The 13063-nt window shown below is 62.5% G+C and carries 12 protein-coding genes; 7 read left to right on the top strand and 5 right to left on the bottom strand.

What is annotated here, in order from left to right; genetic code table 11:
• Positions 1 to 8: 8 nt before the first annotated feature.
• The 5 genes from hutH (AB6803_RS21970) to AB6803_RS21950 all read right to left on the bottom strand — a co-directional run bounded on the left by hutH (AB6803_RS21970) (position 9) and on the right by AB6803_RS21950 (position 5091).
• Complete coding sequence (gene hutH / locus AB6803_RS21970; protein WP_371110881.1) at positions 9 to 1559, bottom strand: histidine ammonia-lyase; 1551 nt, start codon at positions 1557 to 1559, stop codon at positions 9 to 11.
• A 114-nt stretch (positions 1560 to 1673) separates the two neighbouring features.
• Complete coding sequence (locus tag AB6803_RS21965) at positions 1674 to 2588, bottom strand: ABC transporter substrate-binding protein (RefSeq protein WP_371110880.1); 915 nt, start codon at positions 2586 to 2588, stop codon at positions 1674 to 1676.
• Between the two features lie 23 nt (positions 2589 to 2611).
• Positions 2612 to 3325, bottom strand: a complete 714-nt coding sequence (locus AB6803_RS21960) for an ABC transporter permease (protein ID WP_371110879.1) — start codon at positions 3323 to 3325, stop codon at positions 2612 to 2614.
• Between the two features lie 4 nt (positions 3326 to 3329).
• Entirely contained in the window at positions 3330 to 3974 is a 645-nt protein-coding gene (locus tag AB6803_RS21955; RefSeq protein WP_007697385.1) for an ABC transporter permease, read from the bottom strand.
• Positions 3964 to 5091: an ABC transporter ATP-binding protein gene (locus tag AB6803_RS21950; RefSeq protein ID WP_371110878.1), complete on the bottom strand. Its 1128-nt coding sequence runs from the start codon at positions 5089 to 5091 to the stop codon at positions 3964 to 3966. The genes AB6803_RS21955 and AB6803_RS21950 overlap by 11 nt, the downstream gene beginning before the upstream one ends.
• A gap of 394 nt (positions 5092 to 5485) precedes the next feature.
• Here AB6803_RS21950 and AB6803_RS21945 point away from each other — a divergent pair, with 394 nt between their 5' ends.
• The 7 genes from AB6803_RS21945 (at position 5486) to AB6803_RS21915 (ending at position 13035) form a co-directional block, all read left to right on the top strand.
• Positions 5486 to 7042 carry an acyl CoA:acetate/3-ketoacid CoA transferase gene (locus AB6803_RS21945; protein ID WP_371110877.1) on the top strand — a complete coding sequence of 519 codons (1557 nt, stop codon included), beginning with the start codon at positions 5486 to 5488 and terminating at the stop codon, positions 7040 to 7042.
• Entirely contained in the window at positions 7032 to 7832 is an 801-nt protein-coding gene (locus AB6803_RS21940) for an SDR family NAD(P)-dependent oxidoreductase (RefSeq protein ID WP_371110876.1), read from the top strand. The genes AB6803_RS21945 and AB6803_RS21940 overlap by 11 nt, the downstream gene beginning before the upstream one ends.
• Before the next feature lie 2 nt (positions 7833 to 7834).
• The gene (locus AB6803_RS21935) at positions 7835 to 8686 is read left to right on the top strand and encodes a MaoC/PaaZ C-terminal domain-containing protein (protein WP_371110875.1); all 852 of its coding nucleotides are present in this window, start codon (positions 7835 to 7837) and stop codon (positions 8684 to 8686) included.
• The gene (gene hutC / locus AB6803_RS21930; RefSeq protein WP_371110874.1) at positions 8683 to 9453 is read left to right on the top strand and encodes a histidine utilization repressor; all 771 of its coding nucleotides are present in this window, start codon (positions 8683 to 8685) and stop codon (positions 9451 to 9453) included. The genes AB6803_RS21935 and hutC overlap by 4 nt, the downstream gene beginning before the upstream one ends.
• Positions 9450 to 10949 (top strand): histidine ammonia-lyase, encoded by a 1500-nt coding sequence (hutH, locus tag AB6803_RS21925; protein ID WP_371110873.1) that lies wholly within the window; start codon positions 9450 to 9452, stop codon positions 10947 to 10949. Before hutC ends, hutH (AB6803_RS21925) begins: the two co-directional genes overlap by 4 nt.
• 122 nt (positions 10950 to 11071) lie before the next feature.
• On the top strand, positions 11072 to 11920 hold the full coding sequence (locus AB6803_RS21920; RefSeq protein ID WP_371111140.1) for a glycine betaine ABC transporter substrate-binding protein: 849 nt from the start codon (positions 11072 to 11074) through the stop codon (positions 11918 to 11920).
• Positions 11921 to 12030: 110 nt separating this feature from the next.
• A complete protein-coding gene (locus AB6803_RS21915; RefSeq protein ID WP_371110872.1) occupies positions 12031 to 13035 on the top strand; it encodes an ornithine cyclodeaminase family protein in 1005 nt (334 codons plus the stop codon).
• The last annotated feature ends 28 nt before the right edge of the window (positions 13036 to 13063 follow it).

Raw genomic sequence — 13063 nt, 5'->3', positions numbered from 1 at the left:
CCAAGCTCTTAAACGTTGACTGCGAGGGCACGGTCGACGGCCCTCGCGATGGTGCCGTTGTCAATGATGTCACGGACGGCCTGCAGTTCCGGATACATGGCGCGGTCGCTGTCGCGCGGCGGAACGACATGCCGGATCGCGTCATAGGCGGCGCCCGTACCCTTCCCCGGCCGCAACGGCTGATGGAATTCCAGCCCCTGGGCGGCGCAGATGAGCTCGATCGTCAAGACATCGGCGAGATTGTCGGCCGCCGTGCGCGCCTGCATTGCGGCGGAGACGCCCATGCTCACATGGTCTTCCTGGCTGGCGCAGGTGGTTACCGTATGGACCGAAGCCGGTGCAGCAAGGCTGCGATTGTCGCCGGCAATGGCCGCTGCCGCGTAGGGCGGGATCATGAAGCCGGAATTGGCGCCGCTCGCGCCCATGAGGAAAGGCGGCAGCTCGCTGATATGGCCATTGTTCAGGCGGTCCGACCTTGCCTGCGACATGCTGCTCACATGGGCGATGGCGATCGCCAGCACATCCAGCGCGAGCGCCGTCGGCGCACCATGGCCATTGCCGCCGGGCAGAGGCACGAGTTCATCGTCTTCGATGACAAAAACGGGATTGTCTGTCACCGAATTGATCTCGATGGTCAGGACATCGCGGCAATAGGCGAGCGCGTCGCGCACGCCGCCATGGACCTGCGGAATGCAGCGCAGGCTAAGTGCGTCCTGAAGGCGATGATCGCGATGCTTCGCCAGTACCTCGCTATCCGACAGCAGGCTTCGCAGCCGGCTTGCCGTCGCGACCTGTCCGGGGTGCGGCCGCATCCGCTGCAGGCGTTCGTCATAGCCCCGGCTGTTGCCTTTCAGCGCTTCCAGGCTCATGGCGCCGGCGATATCGGCAATCGCCACCAGTTGCTCGGCCTGATGGACGGCAAGCGCGCCGATGCCGGTAATCTCGTAGGTGCCGCTGATCAACGCATGACCTTCGCGGGGACCGGGAGCCTTGATGGCAATACCGGCGCGGGTCATCGCCTCGCGTCCGGAAAGCAGCTCGCCTTCGTACCAGGCACGCCCCTCGCCGAAAATGACGAGACCGATATGCGAGGTGGCGATCAGATAGCCGACCGAACCTTTCGCAGGCGACCAAGGGGTGACGCCGCGATTGAGCATCTCGCTCATGGTCTGCACCAGCCCGGCACTGACGCCGCTGCAGCCCTGCAAGAGCGCCTTGATCATCGTCGCCATGATGGCGCGCACGGCCGGCGGATCAAGCGGCGTACCCATGCCGCTCGCATGACTGAGCAGCGTGTTGAGCTGCATCTGGGACATGTCTTCGGGCTTGAGTTTGACGGTGTAGAGATCGCCCACCCCGGTCGTCAGGCCGTAGATCGGCACGTTATTCCTGATCGCCTTGAGAAGATGTTGCTGGACCCTGCTCATGCCGGCGATGGCATCGGGGCAAAGTGCCACCTTTGCTCCCATCGCGATCGCTGCGATCTCCTCGATCGTGGTCGGCGCAGTGCCGAGCGTGACGGTGGTGGAGGCGTGTGACGATTGATCGCTATGTTCCATTTCCGCCCTCCCTGGACGGACGCCAGCCTTCTCCGTCTGGAGACAAGCGGCTTCTCAACTTTCCTCTGTCCAGGTGTCGGCGGCCGAACATGAGCTCGGCCGCCGTGATATCGATTAGTTCAGCTTGTTCTTCGCCAGCCAATCGCCGGCAACGGTCTCGAAGCTTTCCTGATTGGCCAGGCGACCGTTCATCTCGATCAGGTCCTCGGTCGTCAGCGCGGCGGAGACAGCGTTGAGCGTCGCGGTGACCTTATCGCTGACCTTGCTGGTGGCGATGATCGGCAGGATGTTCTGCGCCGGGAACAGGTTCTTCGTGTCCTTCAGCGCAACGAGCTTGCTCGCCTTCATCGCCGGATCGGTCGAGGTCATGTCAGCCGCATGGACCTGGCCATTGGTCAGAGCCGAGAGGGTCAGCGGACCAGCGACGTCAAGGGTTTTGAAATCCTTGAATTCCAGGCCGTAGACTTCCTTCAGGCCAACGACGCCTTCCTTGCGGGTCTTCCATTCCGGCGGGCCGCCGAGGATGAGTTCGCCGGCGACCGGCTTCAGATCCTCGATCGACGTCAGGGAGTATTTCTTGGCGGTCTCCTCGGTGACGGCCAGCACGTCCGAATCCTGGGCATCGGATGCGGTCAGCATCGACACGCCCTTCGGCAGCACCTTGCCGAGCGCCTCAACGACATCCTTCGGAGCATGCGCGGTCGCGTTCTTGTCGAGATAACTCAGCGTGGCGCCTGCATATTCGGGAAGAAGGTCGATCGAACCGTCGAGCAACGCCGGCATATAGACTTCGCGGCTGCCAATATTGAGCTTCGTGTCCACCTTCATGCCCTTGGCGGCGAGCGCCAGCGCATAGATCTTGGCAAGGAGCTGGCTTTCCGGGAAGTCCGCGGATCCGACAATGATCGTATCCGCATCCGAGCGCGGCGTGCTCGAGGACAAGGGGTCTTCGGCCCGCGCGAGCGGAGCGACCGCAAGAAGGGCAGAAATGGCGATAGCGCCGAGTGCAAGCATGTTTCGCTTTATCATTATCGTTCTTCCTAGCTGTTCCGTTATTTTTCGTTTGTAAGCTGGCGCCGGATGGCGGCGCCCTTCACAGTCCGGCGCGTCAAGCCGGGCGAGACTGCGATCCTGGATGTGAGGCCGAAGAACAGGTCGACGATCAGGGCGAGAACACCCACAAGAACGGCGCCGGCGGCCATCTGCATGTAGTCATTTTGGGCGCGGCCATCGATGATGAGCCGGCCGAGGCCGCCAAGCGAGACGTAGGCGGCGATTGTCGCTGTCGAAATCACCTGCAAAGCCGCACTGCGGAAGCCCGAAAAGATCAGCGGCAATGCACAGGGAAGCTCGACGGTGAGCAGCAAGGCGAGCGGCCGGTAACCCATGCCCCTGGCCGCATCGACGGCCGCCGCATCCACCGAGGTGATGCCTGAATAGGCGCCCATCATGATCGGCGGCACCGCAATCAGCACCAGGACGGCGATGCTCGGTACCAGATAGGCCAGGTCCGATTTGAAATAGGGCCCGACGAGAATAACGAGCAGGACGATCAGGCCGAGGCTCGGCAAGGCGCGCGTGGCGTTCGCCAGGCCGGCGATCAGGAAGGTTCCCTTGCCGGTATGCCCGACATAGAGGCCGGCAGGCAGGCCGATGAGCGCAGCGATGAAAAGCGAGATGAAACTATATTGCAGGTGCTGGGCGAGAAGGGTCGGGATACCCTCTGAACCGTGCCACTGCGCTGGATTGAGAAACCAGTCGATCATGAGCTCACACCTTTCTCGGACGCCAGGGTGTCAGCCAGCGATTGAGCAGGATGACGAGACCATCGAGGACGACAGCCAGCAGCAGGCAGAGCACGATGCCGGCGATCAGCGGCGTGACGAACCGGAGCTGAAGACCTTGCGTGAATAGCAGTCCGAGCTGCGGCGTCCCGATCAAGGCAGCGACGGAAACAATGCTGACATTGGAGACGAGCGCCACGCGCAGACCTGCCGCGATGACAGGCACGGCGATCGGCAACTCGACCAGGAAAAATCGCTGTAGAGACCGATACCCCATGGCGGTGGCAGCCTGCAGCGTATCCGGGGGCACGGCGCCGAGGCCATCGCTGACGGTACGTACGAGCAGGGCCAGCGAATAGACCGTCAAGGCGACGACCACATTCAGCGGATCGAGGATTTTCGTGTGCAGCACCAGAGGCAGAAGGACGAAGAGCGCCAGCGACGGGATGGTGTAGAGCAGGCCCGCAACCCCGAGGATCGCCGATTTGAACAGCCCGCTCTTATGCGCCAGCCATCCGAGCGGCAGCGAAAGGATGAGGGCGGCGATGACGGGAATAACGGAAAGACCGACATGCCACCAGAACAGGTTGGCAATATTCCCGGACTCACGGAGCAGCCAGTCAAACCGCATGGTCCGCTCCCTTCACCGGAGCAGCCGGATCTTCCGATCCATCCAGCAGCGCAACCAGATCCGCAACCCCGATGGAGCCCATCAGCTGGCCCTTGTCGTCGACGACGACGCCGCGCCGGCTAGGCGAGCTCAAAGCCGCGTCGAGAAGCTGTCGCAGCGAGCCGTCAGCCGAGGCGAGCGTGCCGCTGAGATTGAGGTCGCCCATCCGGATTGGCCCCTGCAGGCTTGCCGGTTCCGTCCAGCCCAGAGGTTCGCCGCGTTCGTTGGTGACCAGCAGCCAGCGATCCTTGGCGGCGCCTCGCGCTGCTTCCGGCGCATCGCCGAGGCGCACGGTCGGCTCGGCCTTGACAGCCAGCCGTCCATTGGCGCCGACGAAGCCCAGAAAACGATAGCCCCGGTCGCGACCGACGAAATTGGCGACGAAGGCATCGGCCGGTTTCGTCAGCAATTCCTGCGGCGTCGCGATTTGCGCAAGCTCGCCGCCGACGCGCAGGACGGCGACCTGGTCGCCAAGCTTCAGCGCCTCGTCGATATCATGGGTGACCATGATGATGGTCTTGCCCATCTCTCGCTGAAGACGCAGGAATTCGTCCTGCAGCTGCGTACGAACGATGGGATCGACCGCGCTGAAGGGTTCGTCCATCAACATGAATTTGGGATTGGAGGCGAGCGCGCGCGCCACGCCGACGCGCTGTTGCTGTCCGCCCGAAAGCTGCCAGGGATAACGATCCGCAAAGCTTTCCGAGAGACCGACACGCTCGAGCAGTTCCAGAGCGATAGCGCGTGCCTGCTTCTTCGGCGTACCGTTCAGGCGAGCGGTCGTCGCGACATTGTCGATGATCGTCCGGTGCGGGAAGAGGCCGGCATGCTGAATGACATAGCCGATCCGACGCCGAAGCACCGCTTCGTCCATCCGCGATGTCGGCTCGTCGCCCAGCCGGATCGTGCCGGAGCTCGGGGCCACGAGACGATTGATCATGCGCAGCGATGTTGTCTTGCCGCATCCGGACGGCCCGACAAGCACCGTCAATTTACCGGTCGGCGCCGTGAACGACAGTTCGTTCACCGCCACAACATCGCCGTGATAGCGCTTCGTCACATTTTCGAAAGTGATCAACCTGGCTCACCCGTTCTTGTTCCACCTGTATATACAGGTTACACGAAACCTACGGCCACGCAACTAGGATGGCAAAAATTTTAGCCGAACCGGTGGCGTGCCCATTTAATATGCAAAAACCTGCATTTAAATGTCTCGTGTTGCCAGCGCGCACCGAACACCGCTCCGCATTGCCGGACCTGAAAATCCTCGGCCTCGTAACTTGATAAAAACCATGGATTTGATTAGTAACGACATATGCAAGGGCAAAGCCCAGCCCGCGAGTTCCAGCAAGCAGCACGCCACACCGGCTTTCGCGACCGGCTGCTAAATTTTTAATCAGCGCCGATTATTGCCTTGCAAACACTCATTCGCTGTGCCTGTATATACAGCCAACCCTTAAATGGATGCGTTTATGCAGATCATCACTTCGAATGAAGCGGCGGCTCTTTTGAAAGACGGCATGACCGTCGCCGCTTCTGCTTTTGGAGGATGCTGCCATCCCGAGGCCATTTCGGCAGCCGTCGAGGAGCGTTACCTGGCGGAAGGCGTTCCTCGTGATCTTACGCTCCTGTTTGCCGCCAGCGCCGGCGACCGCAAGACGCGCGGCATGGGCCATTTCGGATATGAAGGCCTCGTCAAGCGCGTCATCGCCGGCGGCTGGCGCGGCACTCCCCGGCTCGGCGAACTGGCTTTGGCGGAAAAGGTCGATGCCTATTGTTGGCCGCAGGGCGTGATCGCCCAGCTCTATCGCGCCATCGCCAGCGGCCAACCCGGTGTCATCACCCATATCGGCCTCGGCTCCTTCATGGACCCGCTACATGGCGGCGGCCGGATGAACGAAAGCACGACGACCGAACTGGTCGAACGGGTCACCTTGCGCGGCCGCGACTGGTTGCTCTATCCCTCGATGCCACTCGATTGCGTTCTTCTGCGCGGCACGACCGCCGACGAGGACGGTAATATCACGATGGAGGACGAAGCCTTTCCTGTCGACGTTCTCGCCATGGCGCAAGCCGGCCGGAATTCCGGCGGCATCGTCATCGTCCAGGTGAAGCGCATCGCCGAACGCGGCTCGCTACGCGCCGCCGATGTACGCATTCCGGGCATGCTGGTGGACTATGTCGTGGTCTGCGACGATCCCGCCCAGCATGGTGTCAGCTTCGGCGAGACCGATAATATCGCCTATACCGGCCGCTTCCGGGCCGCAGCCGGCCAATTGCCCCCGCTACCGCTTTCAGTCGACAAGGTGATCCAGCGCCGCGCCTTTCAGGAACTTCTCAGCCGCGCCCAAGCGACGATCAATCTCGGCATCGGGATTGCGGCGGGGATTGGCCGCATCGCCAGCGAAGAAGCCTATGACGACTATACCGTCACCATCGAATCCGGCGTTATCGGCGGCATTCCGGCGGAGGAGCTTTCCTTCGGCGCGGCGATCAATCCGAGCGCCATCATTCCGCAAGCCTCCCAGTTCGATTTCTATGACGGCGGTGGCCTTGATGTCGCTTTCCTGGGAATGGCGGAGGTCGATATGCGCGGGGCGGTGAATGTCAGTCGCTTCGGAAAGTCCATCGTCGGCGTCGGCGGTTTCACCAACATTTCCCAAACCGCCGGCATCGTCGTCTATATGGGATCGTTCTCACATGGCGGCGCTGATATCCGGCTCGAGGATGGGAAGCTCTCAATCGTCGCCGACGGCCGCTCCTGCAAGATCGTCGACAAGGTTACGCAGGTAAGCTCCGATCCCGCCGCAGCACCCAACGGACAAAAACAGATCGTCATCACCGAACGCGCCGTTTTTCACGTCATCGACGGCCGGCTGACACTGATGGAGGTCGCACCGGGCATCGATTTGAAAGCCCATGTCATCGACCGTCTGCCGTCAGGTGTCACCATCGCCGACCAGGTCAGGCAGATGGACGTCCGCCTTTTTCGTCCATCCGCCATGAAGGATTCCGGCCATGAAGATTGATGGCTCCGTCGTCATCGTCACGGGATCGGCGACCGGCGTCGGCGCTGCCTGCGTCCGCATGTTTGCCGAAAAGGGCGCAAGGGTCGTCGTCAACTACAGCCGCAGCCGCGACGAGGCAGAGGAGACCGCCGCCGCCTGCGAGACGCTCGGCACCGAGGTCGAGCTCATTCAGGCCGACGTATCGGACAATGCCGCCTGCCGCGCGATGGTGGCCAGGGCTGTGGAGCGCTGGGGCCGACTCGATGCGCTGGTCAACAATGCCGCTATTACCGTCAAATCCGATCCCTTCGATCTCGAAACGCTTTCGGCGGAGGATTTCCAGAAAGTGTTCGGCGTCAATGTTGTCGGCGCCTACCAGATGTGCCGCGCCGCCATTCCGGCTATGCGTGCCACCGGCGCCGGCGCGATCGTCAACGTCTCCTCGAATGTCGCCTTTACCGGCGGCGGAACCTCGCTTGCCTATACCGCCTCCAAAGGCGCGCTCAACGCGCTGACCATGGCGCTCGCCCGCACCTGCGGCCCGGAGATCCGCGTCAACGCCGTCTGCCCCGGCGTCATCGATACCCGCTGGATGCGCCAGACGCTCGGAACCGACGCCTATGACGCGCTCGCCGCGCGCTTTTCCGGCACAGCACCGCTCGGACGTGTCGCAATGCCCGACGATGTCGCCGGCGCGGTTGTCTGGCTAGTCGAGGGTGCGGAGTTCGTCACCGGCGAATTGCTCTCCGTCGATGGCGGCATTCGCCTGGCGGGCGGCGTGCGCAAACCTACCGCCAAGTCGGGAGCGTGACCATGACCGTCTCGCTGCAAGCGCTCATGGATTTTCCCATTCCGGAAGCCCGGCAGACGGTAACGGCGCGCGACGCCATTCTCTACGCGCTGACCGTCGGCTATGGCGCCGCCCCTCTCGATCCGGCGCATCTGCAGCGGCTGCAGGAGCATGATCTGCGCCCCACGCCGACGCTCGCCAACGTCATTGCCCATGCCGGCTCCTGGATGAAGGACGCGGGCGTCAACTGGCAGCGCCTCGTTCACTCCGAGCATCGGCTGACGATCCATCGTCCGCTTCCCCTCGACATCCCGCTCAAATCGCACTCACGCATGCTGTCGGTCGTGGATCGCGGGCCGGAAAAAGGCATGTTCGCGACGTTCGAGCGAACGATCCTCACCCAAGCGGAGGAGACGCCGGTCGCAACCATCGTGCAGACGAATGCCTGTCGCGACGACGGCGGATGCGGATCGGCGGGAACGCCGCCGGAACCGCTGGCGCCCCTACCCGACCGCAAGCCGGATGCGAACCTGGCAATCGTCGTGCCCGAGGATGCGGCTCTTCTCTACCGCTTGAACGGCGATCTCAACCCGCTTCATTCCGATCCGGACTATGCGGCCCTGGCAGGCTTCAAGCGCCCGATCCTGCATGGTCTGTGCACTTTCGGCCATGCGGGCTATGCGATCGGGAAAACTTTGGGCACGAATGACATCGCGGATGTCGGCGTCATCGCCGCCCGCTTCACCGCCGTCGTCTTTCCCGGCGACCGGCTGGAATTCGATATTTGGCGAGAAAGCCACGACATACGCTTCCGGGCTCGAGTGCCCGCGCGTGCTGTCACGGCGCTCGATTATGGAACTGCGAGGTTGGCATGACTGGACCGAAACCCAAACCGGCGGGCGACGCGCCGCATTATCTGCGCATCAAGGAAAAGATCATGGGTTTGATCGCCGAAGGCACGCTCAAGCCGGGCGATCGTGTCTTTTCCGAAAGCGAGCTGGTCTCGTCCTTCGGCGTCAGCCGCATGACCGCCAACCGAGCACTGCGCGAACTGATGTTCGAAGGCGTGCTGACGCGCTCCGCTGGCCTCGGCACCTTTGTTTCCTCGCAGCGCCACGATATCGACCTGCTGCAGATCAAGAACATCGCCGAGGAGATTTCCAGCCGTGGTCATCGCCATACCGCCAAGGTGCTGATTGCCGACCGCATCAAGGCGGACGCCAGCGTCGCCCAGTCGCTCGATCTGGAGCCGGGCATCGAGGTCATGCATACGCTGATCGTGCATCTGGAAGACAATCAGCCGATCCAGGTCGAGGAACGCTATGTCAATCCGGTCGTAGCACCCGATTATCTCACCAATGATTTCAATGAGATCACCCCGAACGAATATCTGACGCGGGTCGCGCCGATCACCGAATTCGAGCATTTCGTCGAGGCGATGAAGCCGGATACGACGGTGAGGAAACTGCTGGGCATGAAGCCAGATCAGCCTTGCCTCAGGGTCTTCCGCCGCACATGGTCCGGCGATGCCGTCGTCACCTGCGCCCTGCTCTCCTATCCCGGCGACAAGTACCGGCTGGAAGCGCGCTCGGGCAAGGGACGGGCAAAGCCGCTCGCTCTTCTGGAGGGCAGGCAGGGATGACCACCGCCGGCAACATCGTCTCTTTTACGGGCGCAGTTCCGACGGTGAACGACATCGCCGCTATTGCGAGGCGGAATGCCCGGGTGACGATTTCCTCCGATGTCGAACAGAAAATCCTTGCCGCGCGCGCCATCGTCGACGGCTACACCGCGTCTGACGTACCCGTCTACGGCCTGACGACCGGGCTCGGCGCGGGCGTCGATACGCGTCTGGCGACCGACGATCTCGTGGCCTTCCAGCTGCGCGTGCCGCAAGCCCGGGCCGTCGGCGTCGGGGCTCCCCTTCCGCGAGATGTCGTGCGCGCCATGATGGCCGTCCGGATCGCCGGAATGGCGGCTGGCGGCTCCGGTGTATCGCTGCCGGTATTTTCGGGTCTCGTCGCGGCATTGAATGCCGGTTTCCACCCGATAGTCCCCTCCCTCGGCTCGATCGGTGCCGCCGACCTTGCGCCGCTGGCGCATATGGGCAGAGCACTTCTGGGCGATGGCGAAGCGGAAATCGGCGGTGCTGTCATGGCAGCCGGCGAGGCGCTGATGACAGCCGGGCTCGAACCACTTCGTCTTGCGCCGAAGGACGGGCACGCGATCGTCGTCGCCAACAGCCTGTCCGTCGGCAAGGCCTGCCTTTGCCTTGAAGACATCGAACAGCTGTTCGCCTGGTCGCTTGCCGCTGTCGCCCTGAATTTCGAGGCGTTTCGCGCCAATGTGACCGCCTTCGACGACCGGGCGCTGGCGGCACGGCCGGCCTTCGGCCAGCGCGAGGCGGCGGCACGGCTTCGCGATCTGCTCACTGGCAGTTCCCTGCTGGCCGATGGCGCGGCGCGGCGACTGCAGGATCCCTTGAGCTACCGCTGCGCGCCGCAGGTCTCGGGCGCCCTCCTCCACGCCATCGGCGAGGCGCGTCAGATAACGGAGATCGAGATCGCCAGCTCCGGTGACAATCCTGTCGTGCTGATCGACGAAGGCCTGATGCTGTCGCATGGCAATTTCGACATGACAGCCTTCGTGCTGGCATGGGAACGGCTCGGCCAGGCGCTGGCGCATTGCGCGGCCGGAACCGCTTACCGCACGATGAAGATCATGTCCGCCGGCATGTCTGACCTGCCGCGCTTCCTGACGCCGCTCGGCCAGAGCCGGACTGGTTTTGCCACGGTCCAGAAGACCGTCTCAGCGCTCGAGGCGGAAATTCGCCACTTCGCCGCGCCGATCTCGCTCACACCCATACCGGTCGCCGATGGCGTCGAGGATCAGGCATCGATGGCGCCGAGTGTCCTTGCAAAGACCGAAGCGATCATCGAGCGGCTACGCTATCTCGTCGCCATCGAGCTGATCGCCTCGGCCCAGGCGGTGGAGCTGCGCGGCGTGGAAAACGAACTCGGGACAGGTACGCGGGAGGTCTATCGGCAAATTCGCGAACAGGTGCCGCCCCTCAGCGAGGATCGCGCCCAGGGTCCGGACTTCCAACGCATATCCGAACTGATCCGGAACTCCGCCTGACGGGGCGGGAATTGAAAAGACCAAAACTGATTTTGCAGCAATATCAATATTGATCCACCGCATTTAACCAGAGGGGAATGAAGATGAAATTATCGATCCTGTCCGCCATTGCCGCCGCAGTGATGGTCACCTCCGCCTTCCAGCCCGCCGCTGCAGCGGAGCCCATCAAGGTCGGCAGCAAGAATTTCACCGAGCAATATATCCTCGCCGAAATGTATGCGGCTCTTCTTGAAAAGGCCGGCTTCCAGGTCGAGCGCAAGATCAATCTCGGCGGCACGATGATTGCCCAGCAGGCGCTCACCACAGGTGCAATCGACCTCTATCCGGAATATACCGGCACGGCGCTTTCCGCCGTCGTCAAGGGAACGATGTCCACCGATCCGGACAAGGTCTATAATGACGTCAAGGACTTCTACACAAAGCAGTTCAACCTCACCTGGCTGAAGCCGACCGGCATCAACAATGGCTATGTCATCGTCGTGCGCCAGGAAACGGCCGATGCCGACAAGCTGAAGACGCTATCCGACCTTGCCAAGGTATCAGGCAAGCTGGTCTTCGGCGGCGGCGCCGAATTTCCCGACCGTGCGGACGGTTTGCCCGGCCTGAAGCGCGTCTACAGCGCGGAATTCAAGGAATTCAAGCAGTTCGCCAAGCTCGGCCTGCGCTATGATGCACTCGCTCAAAAGGACATCGACGTTGTCAACGGCGCCGCCACCGACTGGCAGATCGGCGCAAAGGGACTGGTTGCCCTTGACGACGACAAGGGGCTCTTCCCGCCCTATTACCTCGCCCCGGTCGTCCGCCAGCAGACACTGGATGCCAATCCAAAGATGAAAGACGTGCTGGAAGCGCTCGGTTCACATCTCGACAACGCGACGATGCGCGTCCTCAATGCCAAGGTCGAGAACGACCACGAGGAACCCAAGGACGTGGCCGAAGCCTTCCTGAAGGAAAAGGGTCTGCTTCCCTGATCGTCTCGGAGCGCGACGGACTTTAAGCCCGCCGCGCTCCCGTCCGGCACCATCGCCGGCAATTTACAGCAATCGATGTGACCGCCAGCGGCGGTATCCGGAGAACGGGAATGCAGGAAATCTGGATCGACTATCTGAACGCCATCGATGCCAAGGCACTGGCGCTGACCAATGACGAAATCCTGGATGCCGTCAGCAAGGCGCTGGATGCACAGGGGCGTGGCGAGACGGTGATCGAGCCACGCGTGCATCTCGTGCCGGAAAGCTCCGACAAGGGGCATTTCAACGTGCTGCGCGGCTATGTGAAATCGCTCGGCTATGCCGGCGTCAAGGTGGTCGGCGATTTCGTCGATAACTACAAGCAGGGCCTGCCGTCCGAACTGGCGGTGCTCAACCTTTTCGATCCGCATACCGGCGTGCCGAAGGCGATCGTCGACGCCACCGCGATTACGGATATGCGTACCGGCGCCGTCACCGCCATCGGCGCCCGCCATCTGGCCCGCAAGGACAGCAAGGTGCTCGGCCATATCGGCGCGCGCGGCACCGCCTATTGGAATGTGCGCCTGCTCGACCATCTCTTCGATTTCGAGGAAATCCGCGTCCATTCCCGCCGCCCGGAAAGCCGCGATGCCTTCGCCGCCAAGCTGGAAAAGGACCTCGGCAAGAAGATCATCGTCACGGACAATTGGGAAGACTGCCTGAAGGACGCCGATATCATGGTGGAGGCAAGCCGCCTGCCGGAGCCGACGCCGCTCTTCAAGACCTCCTGGGTCAAGAAAGGCGCCTTCGTCGTTCCCTACGGCACGATGAGCGCGCTGGAATTCGACCTGACGGATATCATGGACAAGGTCGTCGTCGACGATTGGGGGCAATGCGGCCCCGGCCGCCCCTATGGCGCATTGCGCCGGCATGTGGACGAGGGCAAGGTGACGGCGGAGACGCTGCATGCCGAAATCGGCCAGATCGTTTGCGGTGCAAAGCCCGGCCGCGAGAGCGACGACGAGACCATCCTCTTCTGGCATCGCGGCCTCAGCACGACCGATGTCGCGCTCGGAGCGGCCATGGTCGACAAGGCCAAGCGGATGAATATCGGCCAGCGCCTGCGTTTTGCGTGACCGGCAATGACCGAAACAGCCTCTCCGC

It is taken from the genome of Rhizobium sp. RCC_161_2 (genome assembly GCF_041355235.1).
In the GTDB taxonomy this organism is placed as follows: domain Bacteria; phylum Pseudomonadota; class Alphaproteobacteria; order Rhizobiales; family Rhizobiaceae; genus Rhizobium.
This window is presented reverse-complemented; position numbering and strand designations above follow the sequence as displayed.